General features: G+C 66.2%; 20 protein-coding genes and 1 pseudogene. 5 read left to right on the top strand and 16 right to left on the bottom strand.

Features of this window, described 5'->3' with window-relative positions; genetic code table 11:
- Positions 1-44 precede the first annotated feature (44 nt).
- From hisIE to JT720_RS12950, 8 genes are read right to left on the bottom strand one after another with little or no spacing between them, the layout of a single operon-like run.
- Positions 45-698, bottom strand: coding sequence for a bifunctional phosphoribosyl-AMP cyclohydrolase/phosphoribosyl-ATP diphosphatase HisIE (gene hisIE, locus JT720_RS12985; RefSeq protein ID WP_205481729.1), 654 nt, complete (start codon positions 696-698; stop codon positions 45-47).
- A complete protein-coding gene (gene hisF, locus JT720_RS12980) occupies positions 674-1441 on the bottom strand; it encodes an imidazole glycerol phosphate synthase subunit HisF (protein ID WP_205481728.1) in 768 nt (255 codons plus the stop codon). Before hisF ends, hisIE begins: the two co-directional genes overlap by 25 nt.
- The gene (locus tag JT720_RS12975) at positions 1428-2144 is read right to left on the bottom strand and encodes a 1-(5-phosphoribosyl)-5-[(5-phosphoribosylamino)methylideneamino]imidazole-4-carboxamide isomerase (protein ID WP_205481727.1); all 717 of its coding nucleotides are present in this window, start codon (positions 2142-2144) and stop codon (positions 1428-1430) included. Before JT720_RS12975 ends, hisF begins: the two co-directional genes overlap by 14 nt.
- Positions 2141-2722, bottom strand: coding sequence for an imidazole glycerol phosphate synthase subunit HisH (gene hisH / locus JT720_RS12970; RefSeq protein ID WP_205481726.1), 582 nt, complete (start codon positions 2720-2722; stop codon positions 2141-2143). The genes JT720_RS12975 and hisH overlap by 4 nt, the downstream gene beginning before the upstream one ends.
- Positions 2719-4377 carry a histidinol-phosphate transaminase gene (gene hisC, locus JT720_RS12965; RefSeq protein ID WP_205481725.1) on the bottom strand — a complete coding sequence of 553 codons (1659 nt, stop codon included), beginning with the start codon at positions 4375-4377 and terminating at the stop codon, positions 2719-2721. The genes hisH and hisC overlap by 4 nt, the downstream gene beginning before the upstream one ends.
- Positions 4374-5672, bottom strand: coding sequence for a histidinol dehydrogenase (gene hisD / locus JT720_RS12960; protein WP_205481724.1), 1299 nt, complete (start codon positions 5670-5672; stop codon positions 4374-4376). Before hisD ends, hisC begins: the two co-directional genes overlap by 4 nt.
- Positions 5669-6559, bottom strand: a complete 891-nt coding sequence (gene hisG / locus JT720_RS12955) for an ATP phosphoribosyltransferase (RefSeq protein WP_205481723.1) — start codon at positions 6557-6559, stop codon at positions 5669-5671. The genes hisD and hisG overlap by 4 nt, the downstream gene beginning before the upstream one ends.
- A complete protein-coding gene (locus tag JT720_RS12950) occupies positions 6549-6878 on the bottom strand; it encodes a YerC/YecD family TrpR-related protein (protein ID WP_205481722.1) in 330 nt (109 codons plus the stop codon). The genes hisG and JT720_RS12950 overlap by 11 nt, the downstream gene beginning before the upstream one ends.
- A gap of 354 nt (positions 6879-7232) precedes the next feature.
- Here JT720_RS12950 and proS point away from each other — a divergent pair, with 354 nt between their 5' ends.
- Genes proS through JT720_RS12935 form a run of 3 tightly spaced genes read left to right on the top strand, consistent with a single transcriptional unit; the run spans position 7233 to position 10469 of the window.
- On the top strand, positions 7233-8555 hold the full coding sequence (proS, locus tag JT720_RS12945; protein WP_205481721.1) for a proline--tRNA ligase: 1323 nt from the start codon (positions 7233-7235) through the stop codon (positions 8553-8555).
- Positions 8552-9802: a lipoprotein-releasing ABC transporter permease subunit gene (locus tag JT720_RS12940; protein WP_205481720.1), complete on the top strand. Its 1251-nt coding sequence runs from the start codon at positions 8552-8554 to the stop codon at positions 9800-9802. Before proS ends, JT720_RS12940 begins: the two co-directional genes overlap by 4 nt.
- On the top strand, positions 9795-10469 hold the full coding sequence (locus tag JT720_RS12935; RefSeq protein WP_205481719.1) for an ABC transporter ATP-binding protein: 675 nt from the start codon (positions 9795-9797) through the stop codon (positions 10467-10469). Before JT720_RS12940 ends, JT720_RS12935 begins: the two co-directional genes overlap by 8 nt.
- A 98-nt stretch (positions 10470-10567) precedes the next feature.
- On the opposite strand, the gene JT720_RS12930 is transcribed toward JT720_RS12935, so the two are convergent.
- Positions 10568-10714 carry a hypothetical protein gene (locus tag JT720_RS12930; protein WP_205481718.1) on the bottom strand — a complete coding sequence of 49 codons (147 nt, stop codon included), beginning with the start codon at positions 10712-10714 and terminating at the stop codon, positions 10568-10570.
- Between the two features lie 90 nt (positions 10715-10804).
- Here JT720_RS12930 and JT720_RS12925 point away from each other — a divergent pair, with 90 nt between their 5' ends.
- On the top strand, positions 10805-11746 hold the full coding sequence (locus JT720_RS12925; protein ID WP_205481717.1) for a lysozyme inhibitor LprI family protein: 942 nt from the start codon (positions 10805-10807) through the stop codon (positions 11744-11746).
- Between the two features lie 60 nt (positions 11747-11806).
- On the top strand, positions 11807-15244 hold the full coding sequence (gene dnaE, locus JT720_RS12920) for a DNA polymerase III subunit alpha (protein ID WP_205481716.1): 3438 nt from the start codon (positions 11807-11809) through the stop codon (positions 15242-15244).
- A 75-nt stretch (positions 15245-15319) separates the two neighbouring features.
- Here the strand turns inward: dnaE and JT720_RS12915 are convergent, their stop codons facing one another.
- The 7 genes and pseudogenes from JT720_RS12915 to JT720_RS12885 form a co-directional block, all read right to left on the bottom strand.
- Positions 15320-15964, bottom strand: a complete 645-nt coding sequence (locus JT720_RS12915) for a hemerythrin domain-containing protein (protein ID WP_205481715.1) — start codon at positions 15962-15964, stop codon at positions 15320-15322.
- Between the two features lie 347 nt (positions 15965-16311).
- Positions 16312-17043, bottom strand: a pseudogene (gene mtgA, locus JT720_RS12910) (monofunctional biosynthetic peptidoglycan transglycosylase); the annotation flags it as partial.
- Between the two features lie 27 nt (positions 17044-17070).
- Complete coding sequence (locus JT720_RS12905; protein ID WP_205481713.1) at positions 17071-17283, bottom strand: hypothetical protein; 213 nt, start codon at positions 17281-17283, stop codon at positions 17071-17073.
- Between the two features lie 113 nt (positions 17284-17396).
- Positions 17397-17918 (bottom strand): pyridoxamine 5'-phosphate oxidase family protein, encoded by a 522-nt coding sequence (locus JT720_RS12900; protein WP_205481712.1) that lies wholly within the window; start codon positions 17916-17918, stop codon positions 17397-17399.
- A 57-nt stretch (positions 17919-17975) separates the two neighbouring features.
- Positions 17976-18686, bottom strand: a complete 711-nt coding sequence (locus JT720_RS12895; RefSeq protein WP_205481711.1) for an NYN domain-containing protein — start codon at positions 18684-18686, stop codon at positions 17976-17978.
- Positions 18683-19318 carry a carbonic anhydrase gene (locus JT720_RS12890; RefSeq protein WP_205481710.1) on the bottom strand — a complete coding sequence of 212 codons (636 nt, stop codon included), beginning with the start codon at positions 19316-19318 and terminating at the stop codon, positions 18683-18685. The genes JT720_RS12895 and JT720_RS12890 overlap by 4 nt, the downstream gene beginning before the upstream one ends.
- Complete coding sequence (locus tag JT720_RS12885; protein WP_205481709.1) at positions 19318-19623, bottom strand: P-II family nitrogen regulator; 306 nt, start codon at positions 19621-19623, stop codon at positions 19318-19320. Before JT720_RS12885 ends, JT720_RS12890 begins: the two co-directional genes overlap by 1 nt.
- Position 19624 lies beyond the last annotated feature (1 nt).

The following is a 19624-nucleotide window of genomic DNA, read 5'->3' as shown; positions in this document are numbered from 1 at the left end:
GGCAAGTTGGGAGCGGGGGCAAGTGCGGACGGGGCGCGCGCCGATCAAGTGTCAGCGATGTTACGGAGGTCCTGATGGCGGAACTTCAGGACTGCGACGACCTGCTCCCAGCCGGTCGCACGGGCCTCCATCAGCACGGTAAGGTGGTAAAGGAGGTCGGCGATCTCCTCAGCGGTTCCCGCGGCGTCGCGGGTGACAGCTGCAAGGGCGACCTCCACGCCTTCCTCGCCGACCTTCTGGGCGATGCGGGGGAGACCGTGGGCAAGGAGACGGGCGGTATAACTCTCGTCCGGAGTGGCGTTGGCGCGGTCAGAGACGATCCGCGCGAGTTCGCCAAGCCAGGCGGGGCCGCCCGGCGCGGCGTCGAAGCAACTTGGCGTTCCGAGGTGGCACGTAGGTCCCTCCGAATCCGCCAACACCAGCAGGGCGTCGCTATCGCAATCGGCGTGAATGGTAGCGACGCGCAGCACATTGCCGCTGGTCTCTCCCTTCTGCCACAGGCGCTGTCTCGATCGGCTGAAGAAAGTGGCAAGACCGCTCTCCAGCGTGGCCGATAGCGCTGCACGGTCCATGTAGCCAAGCATCAACACGGTGGACGTGCCGCGGTCCTGGACAACGGCGGGGATGAGCCCGCCCATCTTGTCCCAGGCGAGCGTCTCCACGTCCGAGAGGCTCAGCGGCGCACTTCGATCCCGCATGTCGCGAGGAACTCCTTGAGGGCGGGGATGGGGATCAGGCGATCGTGGAAGACGGTGGCGGCGAGCGCGCCGCTTGCGCCCCCCATCATGAAGGCATCGCGGAAGTGCTCCGGAGCGCCCGCGCCGCCGCTGGCGATAACCGGTACGGTGACCGCGTCCACCACCGCGCGCGTATGGGGGAGATCGTAGCCGGTGCGGACGCCGTCGCGGCGCATGCAGTTGAGGACGATCTCGCCGGCGCCGCGTCCCGTCACCTCGCGCACCCAGTCAAGGGTCTGGCGGCCCGTGTCACGGGTGGCGTCGGGCGAGCCGGTATATTGCTTGACCCAGTAGATACCGCCGGCCTCGAAGCTGTCGACTCCGAGCACCACGCATTGGCTGCCGAAGTCGCGGGCGAGCTCGTCGATAAGGGCGGGCCGTTCGAGCGCGGGTGAATTGATCGAGACTTTGTCGGCGCCCGCGTCGAGGCAGGCAGCGGCTTGGTCACGGGTGCGAAGGCCCCCGGCCACGGCGAAGGGAATGTCGATGACCCGGGCGATCCGGCGGATCCAGTCGGTGTCGAGGCAGCGGCCCTCGGCGCTGGCCCCGATGTCGTAGAAGACGAGCTCGTCGGCGCCCTCCTCCGAGTAGCGCAGGGCGTGTTCAACGATGTCGCCGACGTCCCGGTGGGCACGGAACTGGACGCCCTTTACCACCCGCCCATCCTTGACGTCGAGGCAGGGGATGATTCTACGCGCAGGCACTAACGGCCTCCGCGAGATCGATGCGGCCTTCCCACAGGGCACGGCCAACGATGGCGGCGGGCGTGCGCAAGCGGCGGAGGTCGTCCAGCGCACTAACGCCGCCGGAAGCCTGGATGGCGAGGTGCGGGAGGCGCTCGGACGCTTGTTCGAGCAGGGCGAAGTTCGGGCCCTCCAGCATGCCGTCGCGGCCGATGTCGGTGAGCAGCAGGTGGCTCGCAGCGGGGAAGTCGGCAGCCACGTCCCACAAGGATCGTCCGCTGTCCTGCTGCCAGCCGTGGGTGGCGACCATCGGGGTGCCGTCAATCACGCGCACGTCGAGCGAGAGCGTAATACGACTGGGTCCGAAGCGGTCGAGAAAGGAGCGGACGAGATCGGGCTGCTTCACGCACAGCGAGCCAACCACCACCCGATTGACGCCGCTGTCGAGGAGTACCGCGACGTGATCGGCAGTGCGGATGCCGCCCGCGACCTGTAGCTTGAGCGACGAACCCGCTGCCAGGGTGCGCAGCAAGTCGTGCTGGACCGGCTCACCGGCGCGGGCGCCATCCAGGTCGACGACATGCGCCCACTCGGCTCCAGCCTCTGCGAAGCGGCGCAGGGCTTCGACCGGGTCGGCGGGGTAGACCGTCGCGTCCTCGAAGCGGCCCTGGCGAAGGCGCACGACCTTGCCGCCCATCAGGTCCATGGCGGGGAGCAGAATCATGCGTCGAGCCATGCTTTCAGGAACGCGGCGCCAGCCTTGCCGGAGCGTTCCGGATGGAATTGCGCACCGGTCCAGTTCGCGTGGCGGACGACAGCAGGAATGGTTCGGCCGTAGGTGGCGCGGGCGACGGTGGCGGGTCCATCGTCGCAGGCGTAGCTGTGAGCGAAATAGACATAGTCGCAAGAGTTTAGGCCGATGCTTTCATCTTCCACCTCAAGCGCGCTCCAGCCCATGTGCGGGACCGGGCGCTCGGGCGCGGGTCCGAGGCGGCGGACCTGACCGGGGATGAGGCCGAGGCAAGGGGTGTCCTCTTCCTCGCTGCGTTCGAATAGGAGCTGCATGCCGAGGCAGATGCCGAGCGCCGGCTGGGTGAGCGCGCGCAGCACGGGAGCGAGGCCGAGGGTGGCGATCCGCTCCATCGCGAAGCCGGCCGCGCCGACGCCCGGAAGCAGGACCTTGTCTGCCCCGGCAATCCGCTCGGGATCGGCCGTGACCAGGGGCTGCAGGCCGAAGCGCTCGAACGCGATGGCGATCGACCCGAGGTTGCCGTAGCCGAGGTCGACGACCGCCAGCGTCACAGGAGCCCCTTGGTACTGGGGAGAGCGTCGGGGCTCCCCTCCCTGGCGACCGCCTGGCGCAGAGCTCGGCCGAACGCCTTGAAGCAGGCCTCGACCTTGTGATGGTCGTTCTCGCCATCGACCTTGACGTGGATCGCAGCGCCGAGGCTGTCGGCGAAGCTGCGGAAGACATGGGGCGTCATCTCGGTCGGGTAATCGCCGATGTGGCTGGCGGCGAACGCGCCCTCGAACCGGCTGTACGGACGGCCGGACAGGTCGATCAGCACTTGGGCCTGCGTCTCGTCCATCGGTAGGGCGAAGCCGAAGCGCCCGATCCCGCGCTTGTCAGCGAGGGCGGATTTCAGCGCCTGGCCAAGGGCAATCGTGCAGTCCTCCACCGTGTGGTGAGCGTCGATCTCCGTGTCGCCGTCGCAGCTGAGGACCAGGCTGAAGTTGCCGTGAGCCGCGAGCTGGTCGAGCATGTGGTCGTAATAGGGCACGCCCGTGGCGATGCGGCGTGGCTCGGCACGGTCGAGGTCCACGGCTACGGCGATGCGGGTCTCGCGCGTGTCGCGGGCCAGTTCGGCGCGGCGCGCGGGGCGGCTCTGCTGGCCTACCTCGAAGGCGTCAAGGGCTGCGTCATTCTCCTCGGGCGTGCCGATGGTGAGGCGGACGCCACCAGGTGCCGCATTGGACCGGAACCGAACTTTGATCCCGAGCTCTACCAGGCGCTTGGCGAGCACTTCCGGAGACTCTACCTCAAGAAAGAGGAAGTTCCCGCCGCCGACGTGGATCCGGTTCACCAATGGCGATTGCTGGAGCAGCGGCGCCAGGCGCGCGCGCTCGGCAAGAATACGGTCGATCCGTCTCTGATGAACCGCGCGCCGGGATGGCTGAAGAGCCTGGAGCGCCGCCTCGATGGAGAGGGTCGGCAGTGGGTAGGGCGGCAAAGCGCGGGAGATCACGTCGAGGGTCTCCGCTGGGCCGACCAGTCCGCCGACACGGGCACCGGCGAGGCCGAACGCCTTTGACAGGGTCTTGAGGACCAGGAGATTGGGGCGGCGGACTGCCTCGTCGACCAGGCTCGGGGTGGCCGAGAATTCGAGATAAGCCTCGTCGACCAGCAGGATCGTGTCGGGCATCGCGTCGGCGGCCTTGAGGATTTCGGTTGGGTCGACCTCGTTGCCCGTTGGGTTGTTCGGCGAGCAGATGAAGGCGAGCTTGAGCGCGGGTTCGCCGGCCACGGCCGCGAGCAGCAGGTCCGCGGTGAAGTCGAACCTGTCGTCGAGCCGCGCCTCGATCACGCGGGCGCCCTGCAGCCGGGCGAAATGGGCGTAGGCGGAGAAAGTCGGCAGGCACACCGCGACCGCATCCTCGCGGCCGCGGAGGAAGGTGCGGCAGAGGAGATCGATCGCATCATCGCCGCCGCGGGTGAGCAGCAGCTGCTCGGGAGCCACGCCGTAGAGCGACGCCATGGCGGCACGCAGCGCGGCGGGTTGCGGCTCCGGATAGCGGTTGAGGCCGGCGGCGAGGTCACCGCCGGATAGCGGCGGATAGGGATTCTCGTTCGCGTCGAGCTTGATCGTATCCGCGCCATAGCCGCCGTGCCGCTCGCCAAGGTCGAAGGGCGGTAAATCGAGCAGCTCGGGGCGGGCGAGGCGCTGGGCGAGGCTCATGCGGGCACGCTCACGGCACGAATGTCGGCGGCGCGGGCGTGGGCCTCCAGGCCCTCGAGGCGGGCCAGGGCTGCTGCGGGAGCGGCCAGGGCCCGGCCAGCCTGGCTCGTGACGGTCTGGACGCTCATTGCTCTCAGGAAGGTGTGCACGGAGACGCCGCTCCAGGCCCGCGCGGCGCCGTCGGTCGGAAGGACATGGCTGGAGCCGGCAAGATAGTCGCCGAAGGACTCGGCCGCCGCGTGACCGGCGAAGACCGCGCCGGCGTTGCGGATGAGCGGGAGGAGGGTTTGCGGGTCCTCCACGGCGAGGCAGAGGTGCTCGGGGGCGTAGAGGTTGGCGATGTCAGCGGCTTCGGTGAGGTCGCCAGCAAGCAGGATGGTGCCGCCGTCAAGCGCGGCCTGGGCGAAGTCGCGGCGGGGCAGGGTGGCAAGTTGAGCAGTGAGCTCCGCCTGGACGGCGCTGGCGAGGCGCTCGCTGGGGGTGGCGAGCAGGACCTGGGCGGCCGAGTCGTGCTCGGCCTGGCTCAGCAGGTCCGCGGCGACGGTCGCCGGATCGGCGCTGTCATCGGCGACGACCATCAGTTCGCTCGGGCCCGCGGGCATGTCGATGGCCGGGCCGCCAGGAAGGGAGGAGACGTAAGTCTTGGCTTCGGCCACCCAGGCGTTGCCGGGTCCGCAAATCTTCGCAACCGCGGGGATGTCGCCAGATCCGAACGCCAGGGCGGCGATGGCTTGTGCGCCGCCGATGGTCCAGATCGCATCGATGCCGCAAAGCTCGGCGGCGAGACCGATAGCTATGTCGAGGCCGCCTTGCGGACGGGGCGGGGTGACGACGACCACCTCTTCAACGCCAGCCGCCCGGGCAGGGATCGCCAGCATCAGCAGGGTGGAGAAAAGAGGGGTCTTGCCACCAGGGACGTAAAGGCCAACACGGTCGATGGGACGCCAGACCTTGCGGACGGTAAGGCCAGGCATGGTTTCAACAGCCGTCTCGCGTGGCAAGCTCGCCGCGTGAAAGGCGCGTATGTTGGCGGCGGCGAGCTCCATGGCCGCAACAACGTCGGGAGCGAAGTTGCGGCGGGCTTTGGCGGCGACCGGCGCGACCTTAACGAGGCGCGGAGCTTCGCCATCGAGGCGCTCGGCGATATCGCAGAGGGCGTCCCAACTGTCGGCGCGCACGTCATCGACAATCGCACGTACCGATGCCTGAAGCTCCCGCGAACGGCGCTGCTCGGGGCGGGCGAGCGCGGCGCGGCGCTCTTCAAGGGAAAGGGCGGACCAGCGGAGGGTCTTCACAGCATCATCTTCTCGATGGGGAGCACCAGGATGGCGGAGGCGCCGGCACTCTTCAGCTTCTGGAGCGTCTCCCAGAAGACCGACTCCTGGCAGACGGCATGGACGGCAAAGTGGCCCGGGCGACCATGCAGGGGTAGGACCGTCGGGGCTTCGGCACCCGGCAGGATCGCAGTGATCTCCCGCAGCGCATCCGCCGGCGCATTCAGCATGATGTACTTCGACTCCTTGGTCGCGAGCACGCCGCTGATGCGGTTGAGGAGGCGGGTGGCGAGCTCGTCGCGAGCCTCGCCGATGTTCTGCCTCGTGCGGATGAGCACGGCTTCGCTGTCGAAAACGTCGGCGACCGGGCGCAGGCCGTTGGCCTCCAGTGTCGCGCCGGTGCTCACCAGATCACAGATGTAGCCGGCGATCCTGAGACGGGGTGCGAGCTCCACCGCACCGTTCATCTCAACAATGGTGGCAGTTACTCCGTGGTCGTCGAGGAAGCGCTGGACGATGCGAGGATAGGAAGTGGCGACGCGCGTGCCGGCAAGCGATAGTGGACCATCGTAGACTGCATCGAGCGGCGCGGCGAGTTTCAACGAGCAGCGGCCGAAGCCCAGCGGGGCAACCACCTCCAGCCCAGCGTCGGGGCGGCCGAGGACGAACTCCTCCAGCACGTTGCCGCCGACGATCCCGAACTCGCAAACGCCGTCGCCGACGAAGGTGGGGATGTCGTCATCGCGGACCATCATCAGGTCGGCGGGGAAGTTCTCCACCCGGGCCGTGAGTTCATTCCGGCCGCCCTGGATGCGAAGACCTGCGTCCTTCAGCAGGCCGCGGCTAGCGTCGGACAGGCGGCCTGACTTCTGGATGGCGATGTGCAGGCGGTCGGCGTCAACCAGCATTGTCGCCCTCCAGCGTGTCGATGGCCCGGCGGTAGCCTTGGTGCGGCTCCTGGCGGAGGAAGCGGGCGATGCGGACGATGGTGGTGGTGCTGACCCCCGTACTGTCGTGGATGTCACGGTAAGAGAGATCAGTGCCGTCGAGCAGGCGGGCAACGTGCCAGCGCTCGGCAAGCGTGCGGATCTCGGCGGGGGTGCAGAGGTCCACGAGCAGGCGACGCATCTCCTCCGGGCTTTCCGGTGTGAGGAGGGCGCGACACAGGTCTTCGCAGAGCTGTTGCTCGTCACGGGTGGGCTGCAGGATTGTGGCGGCGGTCGCCATCGGTCGTTCCAACGTGTTAATACAGTGGAACGACCCACTAGAGATTGGCGCGGGCAAGCGCAACCCGAAAAGCAAACGCCCGGACCGTTTCCGATCCGGGCGCCCGCGTGACGATTGCTCGTCAGCCCCCTATGGAGTGTTGCCTGAGTGCAGCGCAAAGCGCCGGCACCCACAGCCTCCCGAACCCCGGGCCAAAGCCCTGAATTCGCTTGGAACCCAAGTGCTAGGCTTCAACTCACCTGTTTGTCACGCGGGAAAGCCCAAGCGAGCAGCAAAAGCGCATCGGCTGTGTTGTTCCCGACACAGGGCTGCTGCATTGCCAGCGGAGCGCCCTCTGACTAGAGCGCTTGCCCCATGCGCCTCTCTCAAGCCTTTCTCCCGGTTCTCAAGGAGAGTCCCTCGGACGCCCAGATCGTCAGCCACAAGCTGATGCTCCGCGCCGGCCTGATCCGTCAGATGGCGGCCGGCATCTACGCCTGGCTGCCGCTTGGCTGGCGTGTCCTTCGCAAGATCGAGCAGATCGTTCGTGAGGAACAGGATCGCGCCGGCTCCATCGAGATGCTTATGCCTACGATCCAGCCCGCCGAGCTGTGGCGGGAGAGCGGGCGATACGACGCTTACGGCCCGGAGATGCTGCGCATCCGCGACCGACACGACCGTGAGATGCTCTACGGCCCGACCAACGAGGAGATGCTGACCGCTCTCTTCCGCGATGACGTCAAGAGTTACCGCGACCTGCCCAGGACGCTCTACCACATTCAGTGGAAGTTCCGGGACGAGGTTCGGCCTCGCTTCGGGGTGATGCGCGGGCGCGAGTTCCTGATGAAGGATGCCTACAGCTTCGATCTCGACGAAGCCGGCGCGCGGCACAGCTATTACACGCAGCTGCTTGCCTATTTGCGCACGTTCAAGCGGATGGGCATCAAGGCGGTGCCGATGAAGGCAGCGTCGGGTCCGATCGGTGGCGACCTCAGCCATGAGTTCATCGTGCTCGCGCCCACCGGGGAAAGCGAAGTCTTCTACGACAGCCACTTCGAGGATATGGACTGGGAACGCGAGGGGCTGGCCTACGGTGACGCCACGGGGCTCCAGGCCTTGTTCGACGAGGTCAGCGGCACCTATGCCGCGACCGACGAGACGCATGACGAGGCACGCTGGGCCGAAGTCAGCGCCGACCGCCGGCGTCAGGGCCGCGGGATCGAAGTGGGGCACATCTTCTACTTCGGGACCAAGTACAGCGACGCCATGGGGCTGCGTGTCTCCGGCCGCGGGGGCGACATGATCACTCCGCACATGGGCAGCTATGGCGTTGGCGTGTCGCGGCTGGTCGGCGCGATCATCGAAGCGAGCCATGACGAGGCTGGGATCATCTGGCCGGAAGCGGTCGCGCCATGGAAGGTCGGGATCGTCACCATGCGGGGCGATGATCAAGCGAGCATTCAGGCGGCAGAGGGTCTTTACGCGCAGCTGAACGCTGCAGGAGTGGAGACGCTGTACGACGATCGCGATGAGCGGGGCGGGGCCAAGCTCGCCGGCATGGATCTGATGGGATTGCCCTGGCAGGTGATCATCGGCCCGCGCGGTCTCGCCACAGGCGTGGTTGAACTCAAGAGTCGACGAACCGGAGTGCGTGAGCAGCTGAGCCTCGAGAGCGTCATGGCGAGGCTCACCGCGTGATCCTCAACCGCTACGAACGGACGATCGCCAAGCGATACCTGCTGCCCGGCAAGGGCGAGGGTTTCATCTTCCTTGTGGCGGCGATCAGCCTTGGTGCGGTCGCACTCGGCGTCGCAGCGCTGATCATTGTCATGAGTGTGATGAACGGCTTCCGGGCGGAGCTGTTCGACAAGATCGTCGGCCTGAACGGCCATGCGATCGTGCAGGGCTATGACGGACGGCTCGCCGGGTGGCAGGAGGTCGCTGAGCGGGCGCGGCAAGTTCCGGGCGTCACGTCGGCGACACCGCTGGTGGAGCAGCCCCTGATGGCCAGTGCCAACGGTCGTGTCGAAGGCGTACTGGTGCGCGGCATGCGGGTTCAGGACATCCGCAACAACCCCGCGATCGCGAACAACGTGAAGTCGGGTGACATCGGCAGCCTTACGCCAGGGAGCAACCGCGTGGCGATCGGCTCCCGTCTGGCGGAAGCGCTCGGGACCTACCCGGGTGGGGAGATCAGCCTGATCAGCCCCGAAGGCCGGTCAACTCCGATCGGCACCGTGCCTCGGATCGTGAGCTACACCGTGGCAGCGACCTTCGAAGTCGGGGTTTACGATTACGACAACGCATTCGTGGTGATGCCGATCGAGGACGCCCAGAACCTCCTGATGCTGGGAGACGATGTCGGCATGGTGGAGGTGGAGGTTGCGGAGCCGGACAAGATCCAGGCCCAGCTCTCCGCTCTCGAGCCTATCGTCCGTGGCAAGGGTGTGGTTGTTGATTGGCGGTCCATGAACTCCGCCCTGTTCGAGGCCCTCGAAGTCGAACGCGTGGCGATGTTCGTCGTCCTGTCCCTGATTATCCTTGTGGCGGTGTTCAACATCCTCTCGTCTCTCATCATGCTGGTGCGGGCCAAGACCCGGGACATCGCCATCCTGCGCACCATGGGGGCGAGCAGGCGGGGGATGATGAAGATCTTCGTGACTGTCGGCGTCACCATTGGTTCGTTGGGGATCATCCTGGGCGCAATCCTTGGCGCGGTTTTCCTGTTCTTCCGGCAGAATGTGGTGAACTTCATCCAGCTGGTCACCGGGCAGAACCTCTGGGACCCGTCGGTGCGCTTCCTGTCCGAGTTGCCGAGCAAGACCGACCCGGTCGAGGTCACGGCCATCGTCCTCCTGGCGCTGCTGCTGTCCTTCCTGTCCACGCTTTACCCTGCGTGGAAGGCCGCGAGCACGGACCCCGTGCAGGTGTTGCGCTATGAGTGAACCGGTTCTGGAGACCCGTGACCTGCGGCGGAGCTTCACCCAGGGTGACGTCACCATTCACGTCTTGCGCGGCATCAACCTCGCCGTGCAGCCAGGAGAGATCGTGGCGCTGCTCGGGCCGTCAGGTTCGGGCAAGTCGACACTGCTCCAAGCGGTCGGGCTTCTGGAAGGTGGCTTCTCGGGCTCGATCCGGATCGGTGGCCGGGAGGCGAGCACGCTGGACAATGATGCGCGGACGGAACTGCGGCGCGATGCGCTCGGCTTCGTCTACCAGTTCCATCACCTGCTCGCGGACTTCAACGCGGTTGAAAACGTCATGCTGCCGCAGCTCATCCGCGATGCCGCGCCGGAGACGGCGCGGTCCCGGGCTGAGCAGTTGCTCACTACGCTCGGCCTTGGCGCGCGGCTGGATCATCGGCCGGCCAAATTGTCCGGGGGCGAACAGCAGCGGGTGGCGGTTGCTCGCGCGCTCGCAAATCGTCCCCCGCTGGTCTTGGCGGATGAGCCGACAGGAAATTTGGACGAGGCTACAGCGGACGTGGTGCTGGCGGAGTTCCTCGGGCTCGTCAGGGGGGAAGGAAGTGCTGCGCTTGTCGCGACGCACAACGAGCGCCTCGCCCGCAAGATGGACCGGGTTGTCCGGCTCCACGAAGGTCATCTCGAGTAGGGGCACCGATTGCGGAGCAGCGCGTTCCGCCCTGCATGCCAGATCGTCCCTCCGACCCGTTCGACCCGCGTTTTCAACGTCCCCGGACCCCTCGTGGTCTAGATCCGCGCTACGACCGCGGCGAGCCGGATGAGCGCCTCGGCCGAAGCGATCCCGACCCATGGTACCATCAACGGGACGAAGACGCAGCTTTCGACAGGGCCGGTCCCGATCCTCGCTACGATTACCGCGACGATCCGCGTCATGATCCGAGGCGGGATTTCGACAGTCGTTCGCGGGATGTACCGCCGCGGAGTGTAGCCTCCGAGCCTAAGCGCTCGAGGTTGCGGCTGATCGTGGTCCTTGGGACCCTTGCCGCCTTGTTACTCGTGGGTTGGCTCGCCTATCGCATGACCCGTTCCGGTCCCGGCGAAGACCGCCTTGAGGACACCCAGGCTGGCGCGGCGCAGGAAACCACCGCCACAGCCGACCAACGCTGCGGAAGCCAGCAGACGTATGACCTGGTGAAGCGGGAGCTCTTCCGCCGCGCCGCTCAGGTTCGAGGCAGCGACGCAGGTGCATTCGATCAGCTCTCCGCCTATGCGGTTGTCCGGGTGACCTCGCCAGTCGTGAAGCAGCAGGATGAGGAGCTTGGCACCCTTGTCTGCTCAGGTAATATCGCACTCGACCTTCCCCCCGGCGTGAGCGTAGTCGGTGGCCGCCGAACCCTAAGCGCTCAGGCCGATTATGCCCTTCAGCCCACGGCGGACCGCAGCGGCGATGTCGTGACACTCAGCGGCGCCGACAGCATCGTGGTCCCGCTCGCAACGCTGGCGCGGGTGGGTGGCCAGCCTGGGCTCCCAGCCCAAAATCCGGCGACCGCTGAGCCTGCCGTCGCGCCGAACGTCGAGGGTGCTCCGGCTGCGCCTCGACCCGCCCCGGCTCCTTCGGCCGACCTGCCGGAGCAAGCGGCACCTGCGCCACGCCAGCCAGAGCCTGCGCCGGCACCCACGGTCTCCGCGAGGCCCAGCTTCAACTGCGCCGACGCGCGCACGCGGGGCGAGGTAGCGGTCTGCCGCAGCGACCGCCTGGCAGCGCTGGATCGACGCATGTCTGCGGAGTTCTTCGGGGCCGTGCGTCAGGCCTCGCCAGAGCAGCGCGCGCTTCTGCAACGGACCCGCGGCACGTTCCTTGCGTACCGGGATCGCTGCACCAGCGACAACTGCATCGCTGGGGCGTACAACGACCGTATCCGGGAGATCCGCGACATCATCAACGACAGGTGGAGGCCTCGCTAAGCTGGGGATAAGTCCGGTGCTTCAGCTTCCCCTCAGGCGCCGGGCGCTTATAGTCGACGCATGACGTTCGTGCCGCTGCGTGTGTTCTCCAGCTTCACCATGCTCGAAGGGGCCATGGAGCCGAAGGACATCGCCAAGGCTGCGAAAGCGCTGGGCTTCCCCGCGGTCGGACTGACGGACCGCAACGGCCTCTACGCCGCTATGAGCTTCAGCGAGTATTGCGGCGGTGAAGGGGTGCAACCGATCATCGGCGCCACGCTGGGCATCGCCCGGCCCGCAGACTTGCCGGGGAGCGGCATCGACTGGCTGCCGCTGCTCGCAAAGGATGAGGAAGGCTACGCGAACCTCTGCCGTCTGGTCTCCGCCGCGCACATGGAGCGGCCGGACTCCGATGTTCCGCACGTCACGTACACCCTGCTGGAGCAGCATGCCGTTGGGCTGATCGCCCTGACCGGCGGCGGCGAGGGGGCGCCGGCTCGGCTGCTGGCCGATGGGCAGGCGCAGGCAGCTCGCGAGTATCTCCAGCGACTTGCCGCCATCTTCCCGGAGTGCCTCTACGTCGAGCTTTCTCGCCGCGAGGACGCGATCGAGGAGACTGCGGAAGGCGCCTTGATCGATCTTGCCTATGCGCTGGACCTGCCATTGGTCGCGACCAACCCGGCAGCCTATGTGGACGAGAGCTTTCACGCGGCGCACGACGCGCTGCTGTGCATCGCCAGTTCCGCGTACATCGAGAGCGGCGACCGGGTTTCGTCGAGCGAGCATGCCTGGCTCAAACCGGCGGCCAAGATGGAGCGGCTGTTCGCCGACCTACCCGAAGCGCTGGCCAACACCGCCGTTATCGCCCAACGCTGTGCGGTCGCGGCACCGAAGCGCAAGCCGATCCTGCCGCGGCTCAGCGACGACGAGGATGAGCAGCTTCGGCGGGACGCCCATGCCGGGTTGAACTGGCGGCTGGAGGGCCGGTCGGACGAGGACAAGGCGCGCTACCGGGATCGGCTCGACTTCGAGTTGGACGTCATCGCGCGCATGGGCTTCTCCGGCTACTTCCTGATCGTTGCCGACTTCATCAAGTGGGCCAAGGCGAACGACATCCCGGTGGGGCCGGGCCGCGGTTCGGGTGCGGGCTCCGCCGTAGCCTGGGCACTGACGATCACCGACCTCGACCCGATCGAGCTGAACCTGCTGTTCGAGCGCTTCCTGAACCCCGAGCGCGTGTCGATGCCCGACTTCGACATCGACTTCTGCGAAACGCATCGTGACAAGGTCATCAGCTACGTCCAGCAGAAGTACGGCCGCGACCGGGTGGCGCAGATCATCACCTTCGGACGACTGAAGGCGCGCGCGGTGCTCAAGGACACTGGGCGCGTGCTGCAGATGAGCTACGGCCATGTCGACCGCCTGGCCAAGCTGGTGCCGAACCATCCGACCGATCCGTGGACGCTGGAACGGTCGCTGAATGGCGTGAGCGAACTCGCCGCCGAGTATCGGCACGAGCCGCAGGTCAAGCGGCTGTTCGACCTGGCGATGAAGCTTGAGGGCTTGCCGCGCCACGCGTCGACTCACGCGGCTGGCGTGGTGATCGGGGATCGGCCGCTGCAGGAGCTGGTGCCGCTCCATCGGGACCCGCGCTCGGACATGCCGGTCACGCAATTCGACATGAAGCATGTCGAGGCGGCGGGGCTGGTCAAGTTCGACTTCCTGGGCCTCAAGACCCTGTCGGTACTCAAGGAAGGGCAGCGCCTGCTGCGGCAGCGCGGGGTCGAGGTGGACTATGCCGCCCTGACCTGGGACGATCCGGCTGTCTACGAGCTGCTCCAGCGCGGCGATACGGTTGGCGTCTTCCAGTTGGAATCCGAGGGGATGCGGCGGACGCTTGCGGCGGTGCGGCCGACCAGTTTCGGGGACATCATCGCGCTGGTGTCGCTTTATCGGCCGGGGCCGATGGACAACATCCCCCTGTTCGGCGACCGCAAGAATGGGCGGGCGCCGATCGAGTATCCGCATCCGCTGCTCGAAGAGGTGTTGAAGGAAACCTACGGCATCTTCGTCTACCAGGAGCAGGTCATGCAGGCGGCACAGGTGCTGGCCGGCTACAGCCTGGGTGAAGCCGACCTTCTCCGCCGCGCGATGGGCAAGAAGATCCAGGCGGAGATGGACGCCCAGCGTGCCCGATTCGTGCAGGGCTGCTCCGCCCACTCCATTTCGGAAGCCAGGGCGAACGAACTGTTCGACTTGATCGACAAGTTCGCCGGCTACGGCTTCAACAAGAGTCACGCGGCGGCCTACGCTCTGGTGGCCTACCATACGGCATGGCTGAAGGCGCATCATCCGGCCGAGTTCTTTGCGGCGTCGATGAGCTACGACATCCACCAGACAGACAAGCTCTGCCTGTTCGCGGAGGATCTGCGGCGGTCGGGGCTGGAGTTGCTTCCCCCGGAGGTCAACCGCAGCCGGGCGGACTTCAGCGTCGAGGACAACAAGGTCCGTTATGCGCTCGGCGCCCTGAAGGGCGTCGGCGAAGGCGCGATGGCGAGCTTGGTCGCGGAGCGGGAGCGGACGGGTCCGTTCAAGAGCCTCGACGATTTTGCCGAACGGATCGACCCGCGGCTGCTCAACCGGCGCCAGCTGGAGAGTCTCGCCGCGGCCGGCGCGTTCGACGGCCTCAACCCCGACCGGCCGGCGGTGCATGCAGGGGCGGAGATCATCCTGGCGCACGCCGCCAGCGCCGCGGAGCAGCGGACGAGCGGGCAGGGCGGACTGTTCGGCGGAGCGGATGACGGGATCCCGCCAATCCGCCTGCCGCGGGACGCGCGCTGGACGCTCGCTGAACGCATGGCACAGGAGCGGGAGGCATTCGGTTTCTACTTCTCGGCCCATCCGGTCGACCACCACAAGCATCTGCTGGCGGCTCATCGGGTGCGGACCTCGGGCGAGCTGGGCTCCGTGCCGATGCCAGCGGATGGCGGGCGGACGACGGTCACCATGGCGGGGCTGGTGGAAGAGGCACGTTGGCGGACCTCGCAGAAGGGGCGGCGATTCCTCATGGCGCGGCTGAGCGACGCTGCCGGGCAGTTTGATGCCACGGTGTTCGACGATGAAGCCAGCGCCGACGTCGAAGCCGCAGCAAAGGCAAGTCAGTGCGGGCTGCTGACGGTGGAGCTCGATCGGCGTCCGGGCGAAGAGCAGCCGCGCGTGACGGTCAAGCGCTTCCAGGCGCTGGACGAGCTCGCCAAACGCAGTCGGCTGGAACTGCTCATTCGATGCGAGGACGTCCGCTGCGTTGCCGGGATCGCCACTGAACTGGAGCGAGCGAAGGGTGGTAGCGGCCTTGTGCGGCTTGCGACGGTTCTTGTGGATGGCCGTGAAGCCGTCCTCCTCCTTGGTCGCGACTTCGCGCTTGATGCAGAACTGGTTGCCCGGCTGGAGCGGCACACGGGAGAGGGGAGGGTGAGCCTCGGCGTTCAGGAGCCTCCGAAGCTCGCATTGGTCGGCTGATACGAAGACGGGGCGACTCTCGCCGCCCCGCTTCTAAACCCGGGCTTCCGCCGGGGTGCTCTTGCGCTTCAGCGCTTAGAGCATCTTCATGCCTTCCTTGTTCATCAGCGCGGTGATCTTCTGGTCCTGCTCCTCGGAAAGACTCTCCTTGAAGCGAGGGAAGACCTGCTCCTCTTCCATCTTCGCGTGCTCGGCGATCAGGTCGCGGAACTCGCGCACCCGGCCCAGGAACGCCGGAGAGTCCTTGGGCATGTTGTCGAGCTCGTAAAGGAACGTCTTCACGTATCCATGCTCGTGCTCAAGATGGTCGGCGTCCACTGTCTCGTTCGCCTGACGGAGTGCCGGGTAAACCACGTTTTCTTCCTGGTGCGCATGCTTTTCAAGGGCATACGCCAGCTTCTTCACGAGAGTTGCACGCTTGCCGGTCTCGCTATCGTCGGTTGCAAGCAGCAGGTCGAAGGTGGCCAGGGTCGCCTTGTGCTCCAGTTTGAGGATCTCGTCCCACTCGTTGCCAGCCGCGATGGAAGCGGACTGCTGCATCAGGAACTTGCGGGCCCAATTGGCGCCAATGCCAAGCGCCGCACCGGCTGCGAGAGCTCCGAGAAGTGGACCGGTCTGAGCGCCTGAGCCGCCGAAACTGAACGCGCTGCGCTCACTGGAAGCCTTGCGCCGGTTGCTGCTGTCACTCTTGCGATCACGGGTTTCGGTACGCGAAGCCATGGACTTTCTCCTTGCAGGAAGTTTCGCGCCTTAACCTCCAGGCAGGCGTGGACGTTCCTGTTGCGAGAGCTTCGCAGCTGGGATCAGAAGGTGTTGACGGGAGGCTCGGTTCCGGAGGGTTCGTCTCCGATGGGCGCAGCGCCCAAATCGTTCGACAGCGGCTCCGCAGGCGTCTGCTCCGGCGCGGGCTCCTCGACGAGCGGAGCGTCGCTTGCGGCCGGCAGGTTCTTGATCACGTCATCCAGCGGCGGAAGGGGCCTTGCGCTCTCATATTCCTCGCCGGGCAGGTCGCGAGGAGAGCGGCTCGGCGGAGGGGCCTTGTCGCGGGGTGCCGTTGCGCCCTGATAGACGCATGCGTCGAGGCCATCGCGAGCGACCACTCCGATGCGCGCCGTGATGCTGTTGCCATAGCGCCGCGTGAAGCCTTTCGGCGCGACTGCACCGCGCTTCTTGGGAAGCGGGAGAACCGCCGCGATCCGTGCAGCTTCCTGCCGGGTCATCGCGCTCGCATCGTGGCCATAGTAGCGCTGGGCACCGGCATTCACGCCATAGGTGCCGATGCCGGTCTCCGCGACATTCAGATATACTTCCATGATCCGGCGCTTGCCCCAGAGCTGCTCGATCAACAGCGTGAACCAGGCCTCGAGCCCTTTTCGGAAGTAACCGCCTCCCTGCCACAGAAAGGCGTTCTTTGCGGTCTGCTGGCTGATCGTCGAGCCCCCGCGGATCCGACCGCCGGACGCGTTACGCTTCATCGCATCCTCAATCGCTTCGATGTCGAAGCCATCGTGGGCGCAGAACTTGCTGTCCTCCGCGGCGATGGCGGCTCGCACCATGTCGCGGTCGATGTCCTCGATGCTCATCCAGTCGCGTTCCGCACCGCGTCCCGCCAATACGTCGCCGAGCATCGTGGCGGTCACGGGCGGGTTCACGAACCGATAGGCGAGAACCCACAGGATCGAAACGATCACAAAGGCGAGCAGCGCCTTCAGGACAAACAGGATGATCCGTCGCGGCAAGGGCCGCTTTGCTGCCGAGCGACGGTAACGGGGCACGGCAGGAGAAGAACGGCGGGCCATGGCGGGGACCTAGCCGCCCCTCAAGAATCAGGCAAACTGGTCTCGATCGCTCAACCGGGCAGCACTCTGCTCGTAGTTGGCGGCCATGGTGCGGAGGACATCCGCGGCCCGCTGGTCGGAAATGCCTGCGGCAAGGCGGCGACACCGCTCCGCCTTGAGGGCGAGTTCCGCAGCGTCAGCATCCTCCCCGTCATCGCCCGTGGAGGATCGCGCGCTTGCGTCGGTGGATTCTCTGGTCAACTTTCAATCACCCGGAACCTGTGCGGCGACAATGCGAGAACGTTCCGTCGTGTTCCCGACATTGCCGCTAAAACGTGCACGTTCTGCAGTGGCGTGGCCCTAGCGCAACAGGTCTAAAGGGCGACCTCGGCCTGGTTCTCGCGCTGGTGATCTTTCCCGGGGTCCCGCCCGACGAGCCGCAACGCCGCCGCCACGAGAGTTGCTCCTGCTTCCGACTTCCAGATTTCGGCCCGTTCCGTATCGAACCGCAGGAGTTGGAGCTCGGGATCGGACTTGCCCTCCTTGTACCAGCTCGCAACGAACGGGTTCCACAACTTATCGACGAGTGCCGGATCGTTGACCAAGGTCAGCGTGCCGTGGATGTGAGCGAACAGGTCATGGCCCTTGGAGACATAGGTGGCCACGGCGCGGGGTGTCTCGCTCAGGCCTTTCACGATCGCCTCCGACTTGGCGCCGAAGAAGTAAACCGTTCCGCCGTCCGTCTTGTCTGCGCCATCCGCATAGTCGATCTGCGCGGTCCAGGGGCGCGTCCGGCTATCTTCCACGCCCTGCAAGCCGATCATCACAAACGGTGAAGCCGCGAGCTCCTTCCAGAACAACTCCTTCAGCTCCTGCTCGCGATTTTCGTCAGCCATCACACGCTCTCCTCGAGTGGGTTTCGCAACCGAACGGGAGAGCCCGGGGAGGGTTCCCTATCGCAAGCGACGAACCAGCAGTGCGCCGCCTTCGCCAGCCTTGACGTCGAACTGCGGCATGGATCGGACGAGGTCCGTCAGTCGCGAGAAGCCGTAATTGCGTACCGAGAAGCTGGAGACCGCCTTCGCGCGCTGGCCGACCTCGGCGAGCGAGGCGTAGCCATCATCGTCGCGCTTGCTGGCTTTCCATGCCGAGCCAAGAACTTCCACCAGTTCCGTATCGATCGGCCGGCGCTCCGCATCTTGCACCCGCGCGGAGTCGTCGTTGCCGGACTCCGCAAGTGCCGCCACGTCGAAGAATCGGGTGCAGCTGTTCTGAAAGCTGATGGGCGTCTTGGCAGTGCCGAAGCCGTAAACGGGAAGCCCGTCCTCACGAATCCGCTGCGCAAGGGGCAGGAAGTCGCTGTCGCTCGACATGATCCCGAACCCGTCCACATGACCGCGGTAGAGAAGGTCCATGGCGTCTATGACCATCCGCATGTCGGTAGCGGACTTGCCCTTGACGACGTCGAACTGCTGGACCGGAATGATCGAGTGACGGGTGCTGTGCAGGCCCCAACCCTTGAGCGAGGGCTTCTGCCAGTTCCCGTAGGCGCGACGCACATTGATCGTGCCAAGCTCCCCCAGCACCAGCAGCACTTCATCGAGGTGATCGGGTGAGGCGTTGTCTCCGTCGATCAGCAGCGCGATGTTCGGCTCTTCGTTCATGCTGTGACCGTTTCCTCGGCAATTTCATGAAATTGCCCGGTCGCCTCGTCCAGCTCCCACAGCCGCCCCTCGGCGATCGCGAAGTGACAGCCGTGCAGCTTCAACTCGCCCGCCTGCTCCCGCTCCGCAACGAAGGGGAAGGAGCGGAGATTGGCCAGGCTGGTCTTGACGCCCTCCAGCTCAAGGGCGCGCTGCGGATCATCCGTCTCCATGTTTCGCACCCTAGCGACCGCTGGGTCGAGGAGGCCGATCCACTTGTCGATGAAGGTGCGGTCCGGGTCCCCGTGCCCGCCAAGAGCCGCCGATATGCCGCCACAGGCGCCGTGACCCATGACCACGATGTGGCGCACCTCCAGCTTGGTCACCCCGAATTCCAGCGCGGCGGATACTCCGTGGAGCCCGCCGCCCTGTTCATAGGGGGGCACCAGATTGGCGACATTGCGAAGGATGAACGCCTGGCCCGGCTCCGTATCGAAGATTGTCGCAGGGTCCACCCGGCTGTCGCAGCAGGCGATGATCATCACCGGGGGGGCCTGGCCGGTGGCAAGCGTCGCCCAGCGACGGCGCTCGGCTTCATAGCGGTCATGGCGGAAGCGATGGTAGCCTTTCAGAAGGGCTCGGAACTCGGGCACTAGAAACGATCTCCTCGGACGACCTCGACGTCTCCGATCGTGAGCAGCAGCCGGTGACTGTCGAGCATTGGGGCAAGTGTCTCCACAAACCCGCGAGCATGCGCTTCGGATGCAATGGCCACGATCCACCGCTTCTCCGACCCGGTCAGCCGGTCTTCGCTCCAATCGCCGGTGCTACCACTTCCAGAAAGCACGGGGAGGACCGTATGGCCATGCACCCCAGCGTCCTTCAGGGCGGCCACGATCCTGGGCACGAGTGCGGCGTCCCCGAGGATCTCAATGCGCTTGCGAATGACGGTCTGCACG

This window comes from Sphingomonas arenae (assembly GCF_016924655.1).
GTDB classification, from domain to species: domain Bacteria; phylum Pseudomonadota; class Alphaproteobacteria; order Sphingomonadales; family Sphingomonadaceae; genus Sphingomicrobium; species Sphingomicrobium arenae.
Note: the sequence above shows the minus strand (reverse complement) of the source record. Positions and strands in the feature narration are given on the sequence as shown.

Coding starts and splice junctions, on each gene's coding strand:
- hisIE (WP_205481729.1), bottom strand. CDS start 698: ATGCGGGATCGAAGTGCGCCGCTGAGCCTCTCGGACGTGGAGACGCTC.
- JT720_RS12975 (WP_205481727.1), bottom strand. CDS start 2,144: ATGATTCTGCTCCCCGCCATGGACCTGATGGGCGGCAAGGTCGTGCGC.
- hisC (WP_205481725.1), bottom strand. CDS start 4,377: ATGAGCCTCGCCCAGCGCCTCGCCCGCCCCGAGCTGCTCGATTTACCG.
- hisG (WP_205481723.1), bottom strand. CDS start 6,559: ATGCTGGTTGACGCCGACCGCCTGCACATCGCCATCCAGAAGTCAGGC.
- JT720_RS12950 (WP_205481722.1), bottom strand. CDS start 6,878: ATGGCGACCGCCGCCACAATCCTGCAGCCCACCCGTGACGAGCAACAG.
- proS (WP_205481721.1), top strand. CDS start 7,233: ATGCGCCTCTCTCAAGCCTTTCTCCCGGTTCTCAAGGAGAGTCCCTCG.
- JT720_RS12935 (WP_205481719.1), top strand. CDS start 9,795: ATGAGTGAACCGGTTCTGGAGACCCGTGACCTGCGGCGGAGCTTCACC.
- JT720_RS12930 (WP_205481718.1), bottom strand. CDS start 10,714: ATGACGCGGATCGTCGCGGTAATCGTAGCGAGGATCGGGACCGGCCCT.
- dnaE (WP_205481716.1), top strand. CDS start 11,807: ATGACGTTCGTGCCGCTGCGTGTGTTCTCCAGCTTCACCATGCTCGAA.
- JT720_RS12915 (WP_205481715.1), bottom strand. CDS start 15,964: ATGGCTTCGCGTACCGAAACCCGTGATCGCAAGAGTGACAGCAGCAAC.
- JT720_RS12900 (WP_205481712.1), bottom strand. CDS start 17,918: ATGGCTGACGAAAATCGCGAGCAGGAGCTGAAGGAGTTGTTCTGGAAG.
- JT720_RS12895 (WP_205481711.1), bottom strand. CDS start 18,686: ATGAACGAAGAGCCGAACATCGCGCTGCTGATCGACGGAGACAACGCC.